This window comes from Alphaproteobacteria bacterium (assembly GCA_041396705.1).
Lineage (GTDB): Bacteria > Pseudomonadota > Alphaproteobacteria > CALKHQ01 > CALKHQ01 > CALKHQ01.
The window spans coordinates 115511-133362 of record JAWKYB010000006.1 but is presented as its reverse complement, the minus strand read 5'-3'; the positions used below and the strand labels follow the sequence as shown (position 1 = coordinate 133362).

The 17852-nt window shown below is 70.3% G+C and carries 22 protein-coding genes; 14 read left to right on the top strand and 8 right to left on the bottom strand.

Translation table 11 applies throughout. The features are described from left to right. Position 1 precedes the first annotated feature (1 nt). Positions 2-652 carry a 2-dehydro-3-deoxy-6-phosphogalactonate aldolase gene (locus tag R3F55_10240; GenBank protein ID MEZ5667792.1) on the top strand — a complete coding sequence of 217 codons (651 nt, stop codon included), beginning with the start codon at positions 2-4 and terminating at the stop codon, positions 650-652. A 4-nt stretch (positions 653-656) separates the two neighbouring features. On the opposite strand, the gene R3F55_10235 is transcribed toward R3F55_10240, so the two are convergent. Next, complete coding sequence (locus R3F55_10235) at positions 657-1610, bottom strand: DUF3137 domain-containing protein (protein ID MEZ5667791.1); 954 nt, start codon at positions 1608-1610, stop codon at positions 657-659. A gap of 144 nt (positions 1611-1754) precedes the next feature. On the opposite strand from R3F55_10235, the gene R3F55_10230 reads away from it, so the two are divergent. The 3 genes from R3F55_10230 to arsC are packed head-to-tail and all read left to right on the top strand — an operon-like array spanning position 1755 to position 2928. Next, positions 1755-2120, top strand: a complete 366-nt coding sequence (locus R3F55_10230) for a helix-turn-helix domain-containing protein (protein MEZ5667790.1) — start codon at positions 1755-1757, stop codon at positions 2118-2120. Then, a complete protein-coding gene (locus tag R3F55_10225; protein ID MEZ5667789.1) occupies positions 2117-2566 on the top strand; it encodes an ArsI/CadI family heavy metal resistance metalloenzyme in 450 nt (149 codons plus the stop codon). Before R3F55_10230 ends, R3F55_10225 begins: the two co-directional genes overlap by 4 nt. A gap of 11 nt (positions 2567-2577) precedes the next feature. Next, a complete protein-coding gene (arsC, locus tag R3F55_10220; GenBank protein MEZ5667788.1) occupies positions 2578-2928 on the top strand; it encodes an arsenate reductase (glutaredoxin) in 351 nt (116 codons plus the stop codon). 32 nt (positions 2929-2960) lie between these two features. Here arsC and R3F55_10215 read toward each other — a convergent pair whose 3' ends face one another. From R3F55_10215 to R3F55_10200, 4 genes are all read right to left on the bottom strand, one after another. Next, positions 2961-3143, bottom strand: coding sequence for a hypothetical protein (locus R3F55_10215; GenBank protein MEZ5667787.1), 183 nt, complete (start codon positions 3141-3143; stop codon positions 2961-2963). Positions 3144-3233: 90 nt separating this feature from the next. Next, positions 3234-3926 (bottom strand): transglutaminase-like cysteine peptidase, encoded by a 693-nt coding sequence (locus R3F55_10210; protein ID MEZ5667786.1) that lies wholly within the window; start codon positions 3924-3926, stop codon positions 3234-3236. Between the two features lie 34 nt (positions 3927-3960). Continuing rightward, entirely contained in the window at positions 3961-5493 is a 1533-nt protein-coding gene (locus R3F55_10205) for a 5'-nucleotidase C-terminal domain-containing protein (GenBank protein MEZ5667785.1), read from the bottom strand. 132 nt (positions 5494-5625) lie between these two features. Continuing rightward, positions 5626-6279: a hypothetical protein gene (locus R3F55_10200; protein MEZ5667784.1), complete on the bottom strand. Its 654-nt coding sequence runs from the start codon at positions 6277-6279 to the stop codon at positions 5626-5628. A gap of 221 nt (positions 6280-6500) precedes the next feature. Between R3F55_10200 and rpsU the strand changes: the two genes are divergently transcribed. The 8 genes from rpsU (at position 6501) to phnL (ending at position 12665) form a co-directional block, all read left to right on the top strand. Further along, positions 6501-6704: a 30S ribosomal protein S21 gene (gene rpsU / locus R3F55_10195; protein ID MEZ5667783.1), complete on the top strand. Its 204-nt coding sequence runs from the start codon at positions 6501-6503 to the stop codon at positions 6702-6704. 154 nt (positions 6705-6858) lie between these two features. Then, complete coding sequence (locus R3F55_10190; protein MEZ5667782.1) at positions 6859-7923, top strand: hypothetical protein; 1065 nt, start codon at positions 6859-6861, stop codon at positions 7921-7923. Positions 7924-8034: 111 nt separating this feature from the next. Beyond that, entirely contained in the window at positions 8035-8520 is a 486-nt protein-coding gene (gene phnG, locus R3F55_10185; GenBank protein ID MEZ5667781.1) for a phosphonate C-P lyase system protein PhnG, read from the top strand. Beyond that, entirely contained in the window at positions 8517-9137 is a 621-nt protein-coding gene (gene phnH, locus R3F55_10180) for a phosphonate C-P lyase system protein PhnH (GenBank protein ID MEZ5667780.1), read from the top strand. The genes phnG and phnH overlap by 4 nt, the downstream gene beginning before the upstream one ends. A gap of 3 nt (positions 9138-9140) precedes the next feature. Continuing rightward, entirely contained in the window at positions 9141-10241 is a 1101-nt protein-coding gene (locus tag R3F55_10175) for a carbon-phosphorus lyase complex subunit PhnI (GenBank protein MEZ5667779.1), read from the top strand. Beyond that, the gene (locus R3F55_10170; GenBank protein ID MEZ5667778.1) at positions 10238-11155 is read left to right on the top strand and encodes an alpha-D-ribose 1-methylphosphonate 5-phosphate C-P-lyase PhnJ; all 918 of its coding nucleotides are present in this window, start codon (positions 10238-10240) and stop codon (positions 11153-11155) included. The genes R3F55_10175 and R3F55_10170 overlap by 4 nt, the downstream gene beginning before the upstream one ends. Next, entirely contained in the window at positions 11152-11958 is an 807-nt protein-coding gene (gene phnK, locus R3F55_10165) for a phosphonate C-P lyase system protein PhnK (GenBank protein ID MEZ5667777.1), read from the top strand. The genes R3F55_10170 and phnK overlap by 4 nt, the downstream gene beginning before the upstream one ends. After that, on the top strand, positions 11955-12665 hold the full coding sequence (gene phnL / locus R3F55_10160) for a phosphonate C-P lyase system protein PhnL (GenBank protein ID MEZ5667776.1): 711 nt from the start codon (positions 11955-11957) through the stop codon (positions 12663-12665). The genes phnK and phnL overlap by 4 nt, the downstream gene beginning before the upstream one ends. A gap of 5 nt (positions 12666-12670) precedes the next feature. Here phnL and R3F55_10155 read toward each other — a convergent pair whose 3' ends face one another. Then, the gene (locus R3F55_10155; protein ID MEZ5667775.1) at positions 12671-13942 is read right to left on the bottom strand and encodes a four-carbon acid sugar kinase family protein; all 1272 of its coding nucleotides are present in this window, start codon (positions 13940-13942) and stop codon (positions 12671-12673) included. 92 nt (positions 13943-14034) lie between these two features. On the opposite strand from R3F55_10155, the gene R3F55_10150 reads away from it, so the two are divergent. Together R3F55_10150 and R3F55_10145 are read left to right on the top strand one after the other, a co-directional pair. Continuing rightward, on the top strand, positions 14035-15033 hold the full coding sequence (locus R3F55_10150) for an NAD-dependent epimerase/dehydratase family protein (protein ID MEZ5667774.1): 999 nt from the start codon (positions 14035-14037) through the stop codon (positions 15031-15033). A gap of 157 nt (positions 15034-15190) precedes the next feature. Further along, positions 15191-16351, top strand: a complete 1161-nt coding sequence (locus tag R3F55_10145) for a tetratricopeptide repeat protein (protein ID MEZ5667773.1) — start codon at positions 15191-15193, stop codon at positions 16349-16351. A gap of 190 nt (positions 16352-16541) precedes the next feature. On the opposite strand, the gene R3F55_10140 is transcribed toward R3F55_10145, so the two are convergent. Further along, entirely contained in the window at positions 16542-17144 is a 603-nt protein-coding gene (locus R3F55_10140) for a TadE/TadG family type IV pilus assembly protein (protein MEZ5667772.1), read from the bottom strand. After that, entirely contained in the window at positions 17141-17782 is a 642-nt protein-coding gene (locus R3F55_10135) for a pilus assembly protein (GenBank protein MEZ5667771.1), read from the bottom strand. The genes R3F55_10140 and R3F55_10135 overlap by 4 nt, the downstream gene beginning before the upstream one ends. Between the last annotated feature and the right edge of the window lie 70 nt (positions 17783-17852).

The window sequence follows — 17852 nt, the reverse complement described above, 5'->3', positions numbered from 1 at the left end:
CATGACCGATCTCGCCGCCGCCCTGGCCCGCCTGCCCCTGGTCGCCATTCTGCGCGGCATCCGGCCCGACGAGGCGGTCGCGATCGGCGAGGCGTTGCTGGCCGAAGGTTTCGCAGCGATCGAGGTGCCGCTCAACTCGCCGCAGCCCACGGACAGCATCCGTGCGCTGGCCGGTGCGCTCGGCGACCGCGCGCTGGTCGGCGCCGGCACGGTGCTGCGGCCGGACCAGGTCGACCAGGTGGCGGCAGCCGGAGGGCGGCTGATCGTGATGCCCCATGCCGACACCGCCGTGATCGCGGCCGCCAAGGCGGCGGGCCTGACCTGCGTGCCCGGCTTCGCCACGCCGACCGAGGCATTTTCCGCCCTTGCCGCCGGCGCCGACGCGCTGAAGCTGTTCCCGGCGGAGGCCAACCCGCCGCAGGTGCTGAAGGCGATGCGGGCCGTGCTGCCGCGCGCGGTGCCGGTGCTGCCGGTCGGCGGCATCACGCCGGAGGCGATGGGCGACTATCTCCGGGCCGGCGCCAGCGGCTTCGGCCTCGGCTCGGCGTTGTACGCGCCCGGCCTGTCGCCGGCGGACGTCGCCGGGCGGGCGCGCCGGTTCGTCAATGCCTGGCGGCGGCTGCACGGCGAGCCGGGCACGGTGACGGCCTGAGCGGCTAAAGCAGCGGCCCGGGCCGGTCGCCCATCAGATAGTCGATCACCCGGTGCGGCAGCGTCAGCTCGCGCACGATCTGCGGCACCTTGTCGAGCAGGCGATGCGCCGGCTGGAACAGCGAGCCCTGCTCAAGGAAGCCGCGCGGCAGCGGGATGGTCAGCACGAACACGCCGCTGGCGAAGGCGGCCGCCAGCGCCTTGCCCGGGCGCGCCTGGCTGAGTGCGGCCAGGCTCTGCGCCAGCGCGGGGGTGACCAGGCGCGCGGCCTCGTCCGTGTCGGCCGCGTAGACCTCGAAGATGCGTGCGAAGGCTGGATCGGGCAGGTCGACCCGGCGCAGGCCGGCGCCATGGATTCGGCCGGCGAGGCCGCGGTCGCGGGCCAGGATCACCGGTCCGTCGAAGCGCACCGGCACGTCGACCTCGATCACCAGTCCGCGCCAGTTGCGCCGCCGCCTGCTGCGTTTCCGCCGGGTGGCCATCGAGATCTGTTCGACGCGGTCGTAGCAGGATAGTTCCGCCATCCGGAACCCGGTGCCTCGGTGCATGCCTTCCAGCAGGTGCTCTGCCGCCACCGCCTGGCTCGACGGCAGGATGCCGAGGTCGATCACCGCCGCGGCATTGAATCCCTCGGCCATCGGCCGGTAGGTCATTCCGCCGATCGCCTCGGCCAGCGGCGGCACGATCTGGGCCAGCGTGGTGCCGCGGTACATCCGCGCCATCGCCCAGGCGACCAGGCCGGCGACAATGGCGGCGAAGCCGAGGACCGGCAACGCGACCCAGATCGAGATCAGACCCCAAAGGATCAGCGCGATCACGCCGAAAAAGCCGAAGATACCGGTGGCGACCAGCTTGGTCAGCTGCAGGTAGCCGCGCCGGCTGAGCTCGATGCCGGCCAGGATCGGTCTGATCTCCTCGTCGACGGCGCTGCGGATCGTGTCGGCGTGGGTGTCGCTCATCGTGGACCGGTCTGTCTTGAGGGCCGTCGGGAACCGCCGACGCGAGCGGGACCCTAGACGCTGGCGACCGGTGGCGAAAGGCCGTGTGCGGCGGAGAACGCGTCTCGGCTTGACATTATTCGATAATTCGACAATTATCGAATAATGGAAAACAACGATGCCATCGCCGCGCTTGCCGCTCTCGCCCACGGCCACCGCATGGCCGCCTTCCGCCTGCTGGTGCAGGCGGGCCCGTCGGGCCTGCCTGCCGGCGTGTTGTCGGAGCGGCTGGGCGTGCCGCCGTCCAGCCTGTCCTTTCACCTGGCACAGCTGGTCCAGGCCGGGCTGCTGCGCTCGTGGCGGGTGGCGCGTCGGGTGTTCTACGCCGTCGACTATCCGGCGACCCGCGGCCTGCTCGATTTCCTGATGCAGGACTGCTGCATGGGCCTGCCGGAGCTGTGCTGTCCGCCCCCGTCCGAGGCAAGGGGCGAAACCGAAACCAAACCCGGAACCGAAGGAGCCGTGTCATGAAGCGCCTGCATGTCAACCTCGCGGTCGACGACATCGAGGGGTCGATCCGATTCTATTCGGCCCTGTTCGCCGCCGAGCCGACGGTGCGCAAGCCCGACTATGCCAAGTGGATGCTCGACGACCCGCGGGTGAACTTCGCCATCTCCGACCGGGCCGCGCGCAAGGGGCTCGATCACCTGGGCATCCAGGTCGAGAGCGAGGCCGAGCTGCACGAGGTCTATGGCCGGCTGCGCGACGCGGCTGCGCCGACCTACGCCGTTGGCGCGACCACCTGCTGCTATGCCCGGTCGGAGAAGACCTGGATCACCGACCCGCAGGGCGTGGCGTGGGAGGCGTTCTTGACCGTCGGCGAGAGCCCGGTCTATGGCGAGGACATCGACGTGGCCGCGGCCACCGCCGGCAACTGCTGCCCGCCGCAGCGGGAGGCCGAGGGCGCCTGCTGCTGAGGAGGGGAGCGATGGCCTTCACGATCTACCACAACCCGAAATGCGGCACGTCGCGCAACGTGCTGGCGATGCTCGAGGAGCGCGGGATCGCGCCGAGGGTCATCGAATATCTGAAGACGCCGCCGGACAGGGCGACGCTGAACGCGCTGCTGAAGCGAATGGGCATCGGCCCGCGCGACCTGCTGCGGCGCAAGGGCACGCCCTTTGACGAACTCGGCCTCGACGACCCGAAGTGGACCGACGACCAGCTGGTCGACTTCATCGTCGCCCATCCGATCCTGATGGAACGGCCGGTGGTCGACACCGGGCGCAAGGCCGTGCTGTGCCGGCCGAAGGAGCGGGTGCTGGAGCTGCTGGACTGATCCGGACCGTCGCGGGGGCCGGTGCAGCGGCTCTATACGACGATGTTGAGGTTCGATCCCCGGGTCGGGGTTACCGTGCCGGTAGGCGTTGCCTTGCTCTCGGCGACCGCCTGGTCGACCAGGGCCACCGCGGTGCGATCCTGTGTCGCCGCCTGCTTCAGGGCGTTCTGGGCGATTTCCTGGCGCGAGGCGAGCGCGCTGCTGACGGCATCCATCGGCATATTCCCGGTCGTTGCTGCGGCCGCAGGGCGGCCGGCTGACCGCCCAACCTAGCCGTCGGACGATTAACGGGCGGTTGACGCGGCTCAGCGCGCCCCGGCGGCAACCACCTGCCGGGCCAGGTCCATGTCGTGCAGCCACCAGGCGCTGGCGTTGATCGAGTAGATCGGCTGGTAGCGCGACACCTCCTGGGCGTCGAGGACCTGATCGGTCAGGCTGTCCAGAAGATAGGTGCGGCCGCCGGTGGCGACCGTCAGCACGGCGTGGTCCACCGCACGCTGCTGGTCGCGCACCACCCAGACGCGGACCTGGTCGTCGGAATAGCCCAGCCGGCGAAAGGCGACGTACTTCGCGATGGCGAAATCCTCGCAGTCGCCGGCGTTGCGGAAGAACTCCAGCGGCGACGCCCAGTAGTCGGCGACGCCGTAGTTGTTGCGGTCCTCGACATAGCCGATCTGGTTGACGAAGCGGTTGACCGCGGCGATCTGCTGGCCCGGCGTCGCCGAACGCAGGCCATCCAGGTAGTTGTCGTAGTTGACCAGGAAGCAATAGGCCTGGTCGCCGGCCTGGCACCGGGCGGGCGCCGCGGTCATGTCGGCGACATGCTTGTTCAGCGCGTCGACCCAGCGGGTGAACCGGCCGAGGTCGCTGCTGCGCGGCTCGTTGCCGTAGACCAGATTGGCGGCGCCGGCGGGCAACGGCGACAGGGTTGCCGCCGCCAGCCCGACCAGGATCGCCGTAGCCGCGCCCAGTCCGCCAGCCCTGCCGATGCCCAACATTATCCGCGCCACCCGCATTCCGAGCTCTCTCCGCCTACTGCCGGATGCGGCCCTCCACGGCCGCGGCCACCGTGCCGGCCGCGGCAATGTAGTCGATGACCTGCGAGGCCATCAGCGTGCCCGCCGCCGCGTCGACAAGCTGGCGCTGACCGGTAAACATTGCGTAACCATCGCCGCCGGCCGCCATGTAGTCGTTGGTGGCGACCGTGTAGGTGTTGCTGTCGAACAGCGGCTCGTCGCCGACCATCACCTCGCTGACGCGCTGGCCCGCCGGCGCGGTTACGTCCAGCTTGAAGCTGATGCCGGAGACCTGCGGGAAGCGACCGGCGCCGTCCTCGATGCGGCTGACCCCGTTCTCCAGCGCCTCGCGCACCGTGGCGCCATCCATCTCCAGCAGCACGGTGACGTTGCCGAACGGCAGCTCGCTGAGGATGTCGCGGCGGGTCAGCACCGTGCCGGGCTCGTAGATGCGGTCGGCACGGATGCCGCCGCCATTGGTGATGGCGATCTGGGCCCCGGTCGTCGCACGCATCGCGTCGGCGATCAGGTTGCCGATCGCGGTCTCCATCGAGCGCACGCTGGCGCGCCGGCTGTCCAGCTCGGTCGCGGTGGTGCCGATGTCGACATTGAGTTCGGCGTCGAGCTGGTCGGTGTAGACCTTGACCGCCGCCGCCGCGGTCGCATCCGCCTCGACCTCGGCGGTGGAGACGAACTGCACCTCGGGCACCCAATCGACCCGGGTGGTGCCGTCCTCCTGCGGCGTCAGCGTGACGTGCAGGTCGAGTATCGCCACGTGGGTGCCCTGCGAGGTGGATTCCAGCATGCCGTTGACGCCGTCGTAGAACGCCTGGATCTCGTGGTTGTGGCCGCCGAGGATGAAGTCGACGTCGCCGCTGGCCTGCAGCCCCGCCAGATCCTCGTCCATGTCGTCGTGGGTGAGGCCGATGACGATATGGGCGCCCTGCTCCTTCAGGGCCGCCGCGGTCGTTTTCGCGGTCTCGACGAGGTCGAGGAAGGTGATCTCGGGCCCGGGGCTGGAGATCTCGACCGTGTCGGGCGTGGTCATGCCGAACAGGCCGATCTTCAGCGGGCCGTAGTCGAGCATCGCCGTGTCGACCGTGCCCGGCAGCGGGCCGCCGTTGAAACGCACGTTGGTGGCCAGGATGGTGTACTGCGCCTCGGCAATGCGCTGCATCGCCACGTCGGGGCCGAAGTCGAACTCGTGGTTGCCCAGCGCGGCATATTGCAGGCCGATCTGGTTGAACAGGTCGACCATGTGCGCGCCCTTGTCGAAGCTCGACATCAGCGAGGGCGAGATCATGTCGCCGCCATAGGTGAACAGCACCGGGTCGCCGAACGCGGCTTCCGCCATGGCGCGCACCGCGGCGATCTTGGCGATGCCGCCGGCGCCGTCGCGGTCCGCTTCCATGCGGTCGACGTCGTTCGCGTGGACGAAGCGCACGGTCACCGAAACCGGGTCCTGGGCCAGCGCAGGCAGCGCGGCCACGCCGATCGCGAAGGCGCCGGCCGCCGCCTGCAGGACAGTCAGATTGCGCAGGTTTGTCATTGCTTCTCCCTCATCGCCCGGGCCGTTGCGGCGGCCGCTGGTGGTCGAGCCGTGTTCCGCTTAAAGCGTGGCGTCGATGACACCAGAAGCCGCGGTAGCGCGGCGGCGCCGTCACGACCGCGCGACCGCCGGTCAGCGACCGTGTGCCAGCGTCGGCTGCCAGCCGGCCTTCCACGCCGTGGCGGCGACCACTTCCGGCGGCACGCCGTTGTCGTGGAACCAGCTGTCGACGGCGTAGCGGACCGAACGCTCCAGCCCGGTCGACGGGCCGGCGATCTCGGCGATGACGGCGGTGGCGTGCGGCCAGGACCAGCCGGCGACGATGCCGTGCTGCAGCGGGTTCGACAGCCGGTGGAAATGCAACAGGCCGTCGTTCTGCATCATGGCGACGAAGTTGGAGGTGTTGATGGCCTCGTCGTAGCAGTCGAGCTGGCCGCGGCGGAACCAGCCGCCGCCGGTGCCGCCGAGGTCGCCGCCGGTGCCTGCCTGGGCGCCGGCCATCGTCTCCAGCGCCGCGACTGCCAGCGCGATCCGCCGCCGCTCCTCCGCCGGATCGGCCGCCTGCTCGGCGAACAACGCCGCGATCTGCGCCCATTGGCTCTCGGTCAAGCGAACCGTCGCCGAATCGCCGCAGCCGTGACCGTAGCAGTAGGTGAAGGACTCGTGGCTGGCGGCCGCGTCGATATGCCGGGTCACGCCGTCGGGGACATGAATCCCGCAGCCGGCGAGCAGGGCCAGTGCCAGCAGCGGCACCGCCGCGCGCAGTAGGACCGATCTGGCCGCCATGGGGACATCCCTTCGTCTGACGTCTCGCGCGGCCGGCCGGCCGGCGGGGAGGGGGCAGAGATCGACAGCGTCAGACAACGCTAGGCAATTTGCAACGTCGATGCTATATGACCCCGCAGCGTCGCCCAGCGCGCGCATGACATTTTCGCAAGGTTCCGGCGGATGCGGCCCGAAGGGCGAAGCGTCGCGCCGGCATTCGTTCTTTCGGAGGTTGACGGAACGTGCAGGTTCAGGTCCGGGAAAACAACGTCGATCAGGCGCTGCGCGCGCTGAAGAAGAAGCTGCAGCGCGAGGGCGTCTTCCGCGAGATGAAGCTGCGCCGGCACTATGAGAAGCCGTCGGAGCGGCGGGCCCGGGAGAAGGCGGAGGCGGTGCGCCGCGCGCGCAAGCTGGCCCGCAAGCGGATGGAGCGCGAGGGCTTCTAGTTCCGTCTGCGGCCGGCTGCGGCCCGTACGACCGACCCGACGGCGGCCCATGGCCGCCGTTTTCGATTCTCGCCCCCTGTTAGTACCGACGTTAGGCCGGCGTTAATCCCGCCATGCTGTGCTGTCCCAAAGGCCGTCCAAATGGGACAGGACGATGTTCAACGCGCTGCTGGGTACCCAGCTGACCTTTGCCGACCTGAATTCGAGCCTGCTGTCGTTCACCCGGGCGCAGACCTTTGTCGGCGCCCAGACCCAGGCTCAGCTTCGGGCGCGGCAGGAGAACGAGCACGAGACCGTCGCGGCCACCAGCCGCGCCGCGGCTCTGCGCGCGCGCGCCGAAGACACGATCATGCGCAAGGCCAACGTGGAACTCGCCGCCGGCCAGATCGAATCGATCGTCGAAGAACTGGAAGGCGTCTATCTCCAGTACGGCAAGCTGAAGGAACTGGCGAAGAGTGCGCTGACGGCCAACGCCGATGCGCGCGCCGGCATCGCGGCCGACTTCGACAAGGCGGTGAAGGAACTCAACAACCTGGTCGACAAGGCCGGGCCAAGCGGGCGCAACCTGGTGGGCGACGTCTATCGCACCAGCTGGCTGACCGACACGATCTCCTACGCCACCGGGTCGACCTTCGGCGCGCGCCGCGTGGTGCACGGCGAATATGTCGGCGCCGACTACTACATCAATCCCGGCGACGGGAAGAAATGGGTGCCGGACCTGGGCGGCGCCTACATCAGCGAATACTCCAACTATCCGGACACCCTCGACCAGGACGTCGGCTTCGGCGACATCACGGTCGACAGCTTCGACCGCAATACCAACGCCATCACCTTCACGGTGGACGGCGGCGGCACCGTTTCCGGCACGGTGGTGCGCGGCGGTACCGGCGTGCTGCACAGCTGGCTGTACAACAACTTCGACGACACCGATTCGATCAATGCGGCGATCGACGATCTGGATTCGGCCCTGAACAGCGTCGACATCACCCGGCTGTCGCTGAAGACCGACATGACGGTCGCACGGTCGCGGACGCGCCAGCTCGACCGGACCATCGACACGCTCTATGCCGACGCCAACACCATCGAGCTGACCGCGACGGAAAAGACCCTGAAGCTGGAACAGGCCAAACAGGCGCGCGAACAGATTGCCCAGTTCCAGTTCAACTCCGTGCTGTCGTCCGGCGGCGCGACCGCGCTGTCGGCCCTGTTCGGCTTCTGACCGCGGCCGCGCGGCGGCCGTCACCAAAACTTCACAACAAACCCGTTGAGGCACCGAACCGCGCGTGGCAAAAAGCCTGCGCGGGAAAGGTCTATACAAGTGGTAACGGGAATGGCGTCCACGGAACGCGACCGCACAGTCGGCACGGTGGGGCCGGCTGCCCGGCAGCGCTGGATGGCGGTGCTGGCGCACGCCGGCCGCGACGCGCTGGAGCGGGCCTGCCAGGGCCTGCCGCCGGCGCCGGCGCACGACTGGCTGCGAAGGCCGGAGGTCGGCATGGCGATGGTGCGCGGGCGCGCCGGCGGCGACGGCGCACGCTTCAACCTCGGCGAGATGACGGTGACGCGCTGCGCGGTGCGGCTGGCCGACGGCACCATCGGCGTCGCCTATGTCGCCGGCCGCGACAAGCGCCATGCCGAACTGGCCGCGCTGTGCGACGCGCTGCTGCAGCTCCCCGGCCGCCACGACCGGATGATGGCGCAGGTGATCGACCCGCTTGCCGCGGCACAGTCCGAATCGCGCCGCGAGCGCGGGCGCAAGGCGGCGGCGACCCGGGTCGACTTCTTCACCATGGTGCGCGGGGAGAATCCGCGATGAGTGCGACCGGGGCGGCGGCAATCGCGTCGGGGCCGGCAGCCGGCTTCGCGGACCCGGTCTTCGATGCCCAGCGCGCCTTTCGCGCGCTGCTGCAAGCGATGGCGCGGCCCGGTTGCACGGTGCGGCCTGCGCCCGGCCTGCCGGCGCCAGCCGGCCTCGCCTCTGCCGCCTACGCTGTGGCGCTGACGCTGTGCGACGCCGACACGCCGGTCTGGCTGCAGGACGGCATTGCCACGGCGCAGGCGGTCGACAGCCTGCGCTTCCACTGCGGCTGCCGGATCGTCGATGCGCCGGGCGGCGCGGCCTTTGCCTTCGGCGACCGCAGCATACCGCCGCTCGACCGCTTCGCCACGGGCGACGACCGCTATCCCGACCGCGCGGCCACGCTGGTCATCGCGCTGCCGGCGCTCGAGGGCGGACCGGCGGTGACGCTGACCGGGCCGGGCATCGACGGCGAGACCGCGATCGCGCCGCGCGGCCTGCCCGCGTGGTTCTGGGACGCCTGGGCGCGCAATCACAGGCTGTTTCCCTGCGGCGTCGATGCGATGCTGGTTGCCGGCGATGCCCTGCTCGGGCTGCCGCGCAGCGTGGCCGCCGTGCCGCAGGCCGGAGGCTGAGCCATGTATGTCGCGGTCAAGGGCGGCGAGCGGGCGATCGCCAATGCAGAGGCGCTGGTCGCCGAGGAGCGACGCGGCGACACCGCCGTGCCGGAACTTGGCGTCGCCCAGATCCGCGAGCAGATGCAGCTGGGCGTGGACCGGGTGATGGCCGAGGGATCGCTCTACGACCCCGACCTGGCCGCCCTGGCGATCAAGCAGGCGCAGGGTGACCTGGTCGAGGCGATCTTCCTGCTGCGGGCCTATCGCACCACGCTGCCGCGCTTCGCCGACGCCGAGCCGGTCGATACCGCCGCCATGGCGATCCGGCGGCGCATCTCCTCCACCTTCAAGGACCTGCCCGGCGGGCAGGTGCTCGGCCCGACCTACGACTACACCCACCGGCTGCTCGACTTCGCGCTGGCGGCGGAGGCGGATGCCGGTCCGCCGCAGGCGCCCAGCGCCGCGGTGCCGGTGGACGCGACGATGCCGCGCGTTGCCGATATCCTCGGCCGCCAGGGCCTGATCGAGCCGGCCGGTGCCGACGATCCGGCGACGCGGCCGCACGACCTGACCCGCGACCCGCTGGAATTCCCCGCCGGCCGCGACCAGTGGCTGCAGAACCTCGCCCGCGGCGACGAGGGGTTCATCCTCGCGCTCGGCTATTCCACCCAGCGCGGCTTCGGCGGCAACCATCCGTTCGCGGGCGAGATCCGCATGGGCGAGGTTGCGGTCGAGATCGTGCCGGAGGAGCTCGGCTTCCCGATCGAGATCGGCGCGATCACGGTTACCGAGTGCCAGATGGTGAACCAGTTCCAGGGCTCGGCGGAGGCGCCGCCGGCCTTTACCCGCGGCTACGGCCTGACCTTCGGCCACAACGAGCGCAAGGCGATGGCAATGGCCCTGGTCGACCGGGCGCTGCGCGGCGCCGAACTGGGCGAGGAAGCCAAATATCCGGCCCAGGACCAGGAGTTCGTGCTGTATCACAGCGACAACGTCGAGGCGTCGGGCTTCGTCCAGCACCTGAAGCTGCCGCACTATGTCGACTTCCAGGCGGAGCTGGAGCTGGTCCGCCGCCTGCGCCGCGAATGGCTGGCCGCGCGGCAGAGCGAGGCGGCCGAATGACCGCGACCGGGACCGCGGCGGCGGACGCGGCCGCCTACAACTTCGCCTATCTGGATGAGCAGACCAAGCGGATGATCCGCCGCGCCATCCTGAAGGCGGTGGCGATCCCCGGCTACCAGGTGCCGTTCGGCGGCCGCGAGATGCCGGTGCCGTACGGCTGGGGCACCGGCGGCATGCAGGTCACCGCCAGCATCGTCGGTCCCGACGACACCCTGAAGGTGATCGACCAGGGCGCCGACGACACCACCAATGCCGTCAACATCCGCCGCTTCTTCGCCCGGGTCGCCGGCGTGGCCACCACCGAGGCGACGGCGGAGGCCAGCATCATCCAGACCCGCCATCGCATTCCCGAGGCGACGCTCGGCCCGGACCAGATCATCGTCTACCAGGTGCCGCTGCCCGAGCCGCTGCGCAAGCTGGAGCCGCGCGAGACCGAGACCCGGACCATGCACGCCTATCAGGAATACGGCCTGATGCACGTGAAGTTGTACGAGGATATCGCGCGCTACGGGCACATCGCCACGGCCTACGACTATCCGGTGCTGGTCAACGGCCGTTATGTGATGGCGCCGTCGCCGACCCCGAAGTTCGACAATCCGAAGATGCACCATATGGCAGCGCTGCAGCTGTTCGGCGCCGGCCGCGAGAAACGCATCTACGCGGTGCCGCCGCATACCGAGGTGGTCAGCCTGGATTTCGCCGACCATCCCTTCGCGGTGCAGCGCTGGGACGACGTCTGCGGCCTGTGCGGTGCGGCCGACAGCTATCTCGACGAGGTGATACTCGACGACGCCGGCGGCAGCATGTTCGTGTGCTCCGACAGCCATCATTGCGCGACCCGCCGCGCGGCGGGCCACCGCGGTGCCTTCGCCGGTCACCCGCTGGCGCAGCGCACGCCGGAGGACCCGGCGTGAGCGCCGTCGCCGCTGCGCCGGTCGTCGCTGCCGAGGTGCCGCTGCTGCAGGTCCGCGGCCTGACCCGCACCTATGGCGCGCTGACCGCCTGCCGCGACTGCAGCTTCGACGTCTATCCCGGCGAGGTGGTCGGCATCGTCGGCGAATCGGGGTCCGGCAAGACCACGGTGCTGAACTGCGTGTCCGGCCGGCTGGTGCCGGACACCGGCCAGGTGCTCTATGCCACCGACGGCGCGGCGCCCGTCGACATCCTGGAGATGCCCGAGCCCGAGCGTCGGCGCCTGCTGCGCACCGACTGGGGCTTCGTCCACCAGAACCCGCGCGACGGCCTGCGCATGGGCGTGTCCGGCGGGGCCAATGTCGGCGAGCGGCTGATGGCCGTCGGCTGGCGGCACTACGGCCAGATTCGCGCCGCGGCCGTCGACTGGCTGCGCCGGGTCGAGATCGACGAGGATCGCATCGACGACCGGCCGGCGACCTATTCCGGCGGCATGCAGCAGCGCCTGCAGATCGCCCGCAACCTGGTCACCGGCCCGCGGCTGGTGTTCATGGACGAGCCGACCGGCGGGCTCGACGTCTCGGTCCAGGCCCGCCTGCTCGACCTGCTGCGCGTGCTGGTGCGGGCCGAGGGCGTCGCGGTGCTGATCGTGACCCACGACCTGGCGGTGGTGCGCCTGCTCGCCGACCGGCTGATGGTGATGCGGCATGGCCGGATCGTCGAGAGCGGCCTCACCGACCAGGTGCTGGACGATCCGCAGCACCCCTACACCCAACTGCTGGTGTCCTCGGTGCTGCAGGCATGACCGCGCCCGGTCCCGCGATGATCCGGATCGAGGGCCTGGCCAAGGCCTTCACGCTGCACAACCAGGGCGGCGTGCATCTGCCGGTGCTGGCCGATGTCGGGCTCACCGTCCACCGCGGCGAATGCGTGGTGCTGACCGGCGCCTCCGGTGCGGGCAAGTCCAGCCTGATGCGGGCGATCTACGGCAATTACGCCGCCAGTGCCGGCAGCATCCGCGTGCGACACGGCGACGACTGGGTCGACATGGCCGCCGCCGCGCCGCGCATGATCATCGCCGTGCGGCGGGCGAGCCTGGGCTATGTCAGCCAGTTCCTGCGCGTGATCCCGCGGGTGCCGGCAATCGACGTGGTGGCCGGGCCGCTGCTGCAGGCCGGCGTGGACACGGCCGAGGCGCGTGCGCGCGCCGCCACGATGCTGGCTAGGCTGAACCTGCCGGAACGGCTGTGGTCGCTGCCACCGGCCACCTTTTCCGGCGGCGAGCAGCAGCGGGTCAATATCGCCCACGGCTTCGTGCGGCGCTATCCGATCCTGCTGCTCGACGAGCCGACCGCCTCACTCGACGCGGCCAACCGGCACGTGGTGATCGAGCTGATCGGCGAGGCGCGCGCCGCCGGCGCCGCCCTGGTCGGCATCTTTCACGACGCCGACGTCCGCGGCGCCGTGGCGACCCGCACCGTCGACGTGGAGGCGTTCCGCCCGGCGGCTTGAACCGCCTATCGCATCATTTCCAGGGCCTTGGCGAAGAAGTCGTCGCCGCCGAAATTGCCGGACTTGAGGGCCAGCGCCACCGGCGGCTCGCCCAGCGCCACCGTGGCCGGCACGCCGGGGTCGATCACCGGGCCGATGCGCAGGGCCTTGACGCCCAGCGCCCCGACCACCGCGCCGGAGGTCTCGCCGCCGGCGACGACCAGGCGCCGCACGCCGCGGTCGACCAGTCCCCTGCCGATGGCAGCCATCGCCCGCTCGACCAGGGCGCCGGCTTCCGCGCGTCCGAGCCGGTCCTGCACCGCCCTGACCGCGTCGGGCGCCGCGCTGGCATAGATCAGCACCGGTGCGGTGCCGACGCGGGCGGCGGCCCATTCCAGCGCCTCCATCGCCACGTCGGTTCCCTTGGCGAGCGCGAGCGGGTCGACCCGGAAGCTGTCATGCCCGGACTGGAAGCGCGCGATCTGGCGCAGGGTCGCCTGCGAGCAGCTGCCCGACAGCACGGCGCCGGCGCCGCCGACTGCCGGCAGCGCGTCCGCCTGACCGGCGTCCGCAAGCAGCCCGGCCCGGCGGAAATTCTCCGGCAGGCCCATCGCCACGCCGGAACCGCCGGTGATCAGCGGCAGCGTGGCGCAGGCCGCGCCGATCGCCATCAGGTCGGCGTTGGCGATGGCATCGACCACCGCGTGGCGGCAGCCGTCGGCCGCCAGCCGGTCGAGGCGCTGGCGAACCGCGTCGGCGCCGGCATGGACCGTGCGGAAGTCGACCAGACCCACCTTGTGCGCGGTCTGCCGGCCGAGCACGCGCACCAGGTCGGGGTCGGTCATCGGGTTCAGCGGATGGTTCTGCATGCCGGACTCCGACAGCAGCCGGTCGCCGACGAACAGGTGGCCGAAGAAGATGGTGCGGCCGTTCACCGGAAATGCCGGGCAGGCGATGGTGATGCGGCCGCCGAGGTCGTCGAGCAGCGCGTCGGCCACCGGCCCGATGTTTCCGGCGTCGGTCGAATCGAAGGTCGAGCAGTATTTGAAGAAGAACTGGCGCGCGCCTGCCTGCTGCAGCCACCGCAGCGCCGCACGCGACTGGCGCACCGCCTCGTCGGCGGCGATCGAGCGCGACTTCAGCGCGATCACCACCGCATCGACATCGGCCGGCGGCGGCGTATCCGCCGCGGGCAGGTCGATCAGTTGCACGGTGCGCATGCCGCCTTCCACCAGGGTCGAGGCGAGGTCGGTGGCCCCGGTGAAATCGTCGGCGATACAACCCAGCAGCACCGGCATCGGCAGCCCCTCCCGTTGTGTTGCGGCGCGTGTTGCCATCGCCGTCGCCGCCGGTGTACACGGCGCCAAAGCCGTTGTTGAGGGGAAATGCCATGAAGATCGTCGTCACCGGCGCTGCCGGCTTTCTGGGCCGCCGGCTGACCAAGGCCCTGCTTGCGCGCGACACGCTGGTCGGCCGCGAGGGCAAGCCGCAGGCCGTGTCGCAGCTGATCCTGGCCGACACGGTGGCCTATCCGGGTCCGGAGGCGGTCGACGGACGCGTCAAGGTGGTCACCGCCGACATCACCGACCGCGCCTCGGTCGATGCATTCGTGCCCGACGACGTCGACGGCGTGTTCCACCTCGCCGCGGTGGTCAGCGCGGCGGCGGAGGCCGACTTCGACCTCGGCATGAACGTCAACCTGCGCGGCACCATGCACCTGCTGGAGCGGCTGCGCGCGACCGGCCGCGCGCCGAAGCTGATGTTCACAAGCTCGATCGCCACCTATGGCGGCGACATGCCGCCGGAGATCCGCGACGAGACTCCGCAGACGCCGCAGAACTCCTACGGCATCCAGAAGGCTGCCGGCGAGCTGCTGGTCTCCGACTACAGCCGCAAGGGGTTCATCGACGGCCGCTCGCTGCGGCTGCCGACCATCGTGGTGCGGCCGGGCAAGCCGAACAAGGCGGCGTCGACCTTCGCCAGCTCGATCATCCGCGAGCCGCTGTGCGGGCGCGAGGCGATCTGCCCGGTGTCGCCCGATACGGTGATGCCGATCATGTCGCCGCGGCGCGTGGTCGACAGCTTCCTGAAGGCGTTCGAGCTCGATGCGGCGGCGCTGGGCTCGTGGCGTTCGATCCTGCTGCCCGGCCTGTCGGTCACGGTCGAGGAGATGGCCGCTGCGCTGGGCCGCGCCGGCGGGCAGGAGGCGGTCGACCTGATCCGCTGGGCGCCCGACCCGGCGATCCAGAAGATCGTGTCCGGCTGGCCGACCCGGGTGGCGCCGGAGCGCGCCGGCCGGCTGGGCATCGAGACCGATGCGTCGATGGACGACGTCATCAAGGCCTTCATCGAGGACGACCTCGAGGCGCAGAAGGCGGGCACCGCCTGATCCGCGGTCGCGCCGGCCGGATTGGTTCGAATTCGATACGATAGTCCCGCATCTTAACCCCGGTTAATCGCGATTCCGGCATTGTCGTCGGCGGCGGTCCGTCCGGACCGCCGCGAGCGCGCCGCCCGACGGCGCGGCATCGGCAAGGGGGTCGCGCATGCGCAAGGTGCTGATCGGTGTCGTGTTCGGGGTCGGCATCGTCTGGACGGTCTGGGTCTACCTGAAGTCGGAGATGACCGACGAATGCTACCAGGCCGGCGTGCGCGGCGAGCACGAGCGCCAGATCGAGGCCTGCACCGACTTCATCGAGACCGCCTCGCTGGTCGGGCTGGATGCGGCCGTGCTCTACAACAACCGCGGCACCGCCTACTCCGCGCTGGGGCGCCTGCGCGAGGCGCTGCGCGACTATGACGACGCGATCGACGAGGACGCGACCTACGTCCCGGCCTATCTGAACCGGTCGAGCACCTTCGCCCGGCTCGGCGACTTCGACGCGGCCGAGCACGACCTGTCGATGGCGATCGGGCTGCAGCCCGGTGTCGCCGGCCTGTTCCTCGGCCGCGGCCATGTCCGGCTGGCGGAGGAGAACTACGCCGGTGCGCGCGAGGACTTCACCGCCGCGCTGGCGCTCGACCCGACGATGTCCGAGGCGCTGTTGATGCGCGCGGTGACCCAACTGCGGGTGGGCGACCTCGACCAGGCCGCCGCCGATCTGGAGCAGGCGATCGCACGCGACGACGACGAGGTGCGGGCCCACGCCCAGCTCGGCGTGGTGCGGATGCGCCAGGGCGATCCGCAGCGCGCGCTGGCTCAGTTCGAGCGGGCCGCTGCGATCGAACCACAGCGGTCGACCCACCAGACCAATATGGGCCATGCGCTGCTGGCGCTCGACCGGCCGGCCGAGGCCGAGGCGGCGTTCACCCGCGCCATCGGGCTGTCGCCCGACAATGCCGACCTGTTCGTCGACCGCGCCCGGGCGCGCGAAGCGCTGGGCGAAAACGAGGCGGCGGAAACCGACCTGGAGACGGCGCTGGCGATCGAGGCGGATCATCCGGCCGCGCTGCGGGCGATGGCCCGCCTGGCCGAGGCCGGCGGGCGGCCGCAGGCAGCGCTCGACGCGCTCAACCGCCTGATCGTGGCGCAGCCCAACGACAGCGTCGCCCACCTGTCGATCGCCAAGGTCTATGTCGCGCAGGGTCTGTGGCAGCCGGCCATCCGCCACGCCGAGCTGGCGGAGGCGCTGAACCCGGCGCTGGGCCGGCAGGCCGAGGACGTGCGGCAGGTGGCGCTGGCGGCGCTCGACCAGCCGGAGCGTTGAGGCGCGCGGTTTCGCAGCCGATCGACCGCCAACCGAACAGGCGCTTCCAACCGGCGACCGGTCGGTCGAATCCAATGGGTCGGAGCATCACGCCTGCGTCCTTCGCGACGCTGGACGCACCAGGCTCGGCCGTGACGTGGGGCCGCGTTGGAGGACCTGCGTCGCGCGTCGCCGCGCGACCGCCGGCGGCCTATTCCTCGGACTCCGGCGTCTGGCTGAGGCTCGCCAGGCGCGGGCGGTAGTAGGCGCGGTGATACATCGGGCCGGTCGGGTCGATCGACTCGAAGAAATACGCGTCGTAGTCGTACCAGGCCTCGCCGACGATGATCGTCTCGCCGGTCGGCAGCACGAAGCCGTCGGGCAGGTTGGCGGTGTCGCCGACGCCGCCGATCACACTGGACACGCCGTCCAGCGTTCCCAGTCCGTCGATCTGCCAAGCCACGACCGGCTCGTCGCTCTCGTCGTCGCCACGGGTGACCGCGGTGATGATCACCCGCCCGTTGTCGACGATGTCGTAGGGCGAGACGATATGGGGCACGATGCCGAACAGGGTCTGGATCTCTTCCAGCGAGACCGTGTCATTGGACTGGGCGACCAGGTCGGCCACCGACGAGGCGGCCCGCTCCAGCTTCTGGTTGACGATGATGTAGCGGCCGACCTCGACCGAGCCGAGCAGCAGGGTCAGCAGGATCGGCATGACGAAAGCGGTCTCGACCAGGATCCCGCCGTCTTCCTCGCGGGCCAGGCGGCGCAGTGCGCGCGGCAACCGGCCGGGCAGGCTCAGCTCGCTCATGTTCCGATATCCCAGGGTTCGTTGCGGACGACGACGCTGGCCGACACCGTGAACAGGCCGTTGTCGCCGAGCAGGTCGGCCAGATAGGTGGTGAAGATCGCCCAGTTGGCGGTCACCCGGTACAGCACGATCTCGCCGGATTCGCCGGCGCCGGCCACGCCGGGATCGGCGTCGTAGGCGCCGTTGCCGTTGGTGTCGGTGTAGGGCTCGCCGTCGTCGTACTGCTCGTTCAGGTTGACGTCGACATACGGCTCGGCCTCCACGATGTCTTCGAAGCTGTCGTAGACCAGCATCTCGACATTCTCGTCGGTGATGTCGAGCAGGCCCATCGTGCGGTCGTTGATCACCTGCACGATGTATTCCTCGCGGGTCATTCCCTCCTGCTCGGCGCCGGTCAGGCCGAAGCGCGCGGCCTCGCGCACACCGCTCTCGACCATCAGGTTGAGGAAGATCACCATCGAGACCTCGACGATGCCGATCAGCGTGGTCAGCAGGATCGGTCCGGCGAAGGCGAACTCGACCAGGGCGGCGCCGCCTTCGTCGCGCAGAAAGGCGCCGGCGCGCGGCCGGGGACGGTTGTTCGCTTGTCGGAGGAGGGCGGCGTGACCGGCCGGCCGGATGCGACGCAGGGCGAGCATCATTTCATTCCCCGTTTACCATAGCGAAAGGCTTTGCGCGCTAAACCGTTAACCACGATGTCGACGAAGG

Excerpts from the sequence above, each read along its gene's own strand:
- R3F55_10240 (MEZ5667792.1), top strand. The coding sequence starts at position 2 with ATGACCGATCTCGCCGCCGCCCTGGCCCGCCTGCCCCTGGTCGCCATT.
- R3F55_10235 (MEZ5667791.1), bottom strand. The coding sequence starts at position 1,610 with ATGAGCGACACCCACGCCGACACGATCCGCAGCGCCGTCGACGAGGAG.
- R3F55_10230 (MEZ5667790.1), top strand. The coding sequence starts at position 1,755 with ATGGAAAACAACGATGCCATCGCCGCGCTTGCCGCTCTCGCCCACGGC.
- R3F55_10225 (MEZ5667789.1), top strand. The coding sequence starts at position 2,117 with ATGAAGCGCCTGCATGTCAACCTCGCGGTCGACGACATCGAGGGGTCG.
- arsC (MEZ5667788.1), top strand. The coding sequence starts at position 2,578 with ATGGCCTTCACGATCTACCACAACCCGAAATGCGGCACGTCGCGCAAC.
- R3F55_10215 (MEZ5667787.1), bottom strand. The coding sequence starts at position 3,143 with ATGGATGCCGTCAGCAGCGCGCTCGCCTCGCGCCAGGAAATCGCCCAG.
- R3F55_10210 (MEZ5667786.1), bottom strand. The coding sequence starts at position 3,926 with ATGTTGGGCATCGGCAGGGCTGGCGGACTGGGCGCGGCTACGGCGATC.
- R3F55_10205 (MEZ5667785.1), bottom strand. The coding sequence starts at position 5,493 with ATGACAAACCTGCGCAATCTGACTGTCCTGCAGGCGGCGGCCGGCGCC.
- R3F55_10200 (MEZ5667784.1), bottom strand. The coding sequence starts at position 6,279 with ATGGCGGCCAGATCGGTCCTACTGCGCGCGGCGGTGCCGCTGCTGGCA.
- R3F55_10190 (MEZ5667782.1), top strand. The coding sequence starts at position 6,859 with ATGTTCAACGCGCTGCTGGGTACCCAGCTGACCTTTGCCGACCTGAAT.
- phnG (MEZ5667781.1), top strand. The coding sequence starts at position 8,035 with ATGGCGTCCACGGAACGCGACCGCACAGTCGGCACGGTGGGGCCGGCT.
- phnH (MEZ5667780.1), top strand. The coding sequence starts at position 8,517 with ATGAGTGCGACCGGGGCGGCGGCAATCGCGTCGGGGCCGGCAGCCGGC.
- R3F55_10175 (MEZ5667779.1), top strand. The coding sequence starts at position 9,141 with ATGTATGTCGCGGTCAAGGGCGGCGAGCGGGCGATCGCCAATGCAGAG.
- R3F55_10170 (MEZ5667778.1), top strand. The coding sequence starts at position 10,238 with ATGACCGCGACCGGGACCGCGGCGGCGGACGCGGCCGCCTACAACTTC.
- phnL (MEZ5667776.1), top strand. The coding sequence starts at position 11,955 with ATGACCGCGCCCGGTCCCGCGATGATCCGGATCGAGGGCCTGGCCAAG.
- R3F55_10155 (MEZ5667775.1), bottom strand. The coding sequence starts at position 13,942 with ATGCCGGTGCTGCTGGGTTGTATCGCCGACGATTTCACCGGGGCCACC.
- R3F55_10150 (MEZ5667774.1), top strand. The coding sequence starts at position 14,035 with ATGAAGATCGTCGTCACCGGCGCTGCCGGCTTTCTGGGCCGCCGGCTG.
- R3F55_10145 (MEZ5667773.1), top strand. The coding sequence starts at position 15,191 with ATGCGCAAGGTGCTGATCGGTGTCGTGTTCGGGGTCGGCATCGTCTGG.
- R3F55_10140 (MEZ5667772.1), bottom strand. The coding sequence starts at position 17,144 with ATGAGCGAGCTGAGCCTGCCCGGCCGGTTGCCGCGCGCACTGCGCCGC.
- R3F55_10135 (MEZ5667771.1), bottom strand. The coding sequence starts at position 17,782 with ATGCTCGCCCTGCGTCGCATCCGGCCGGCCGGTCACGCCGCCCTCCTC.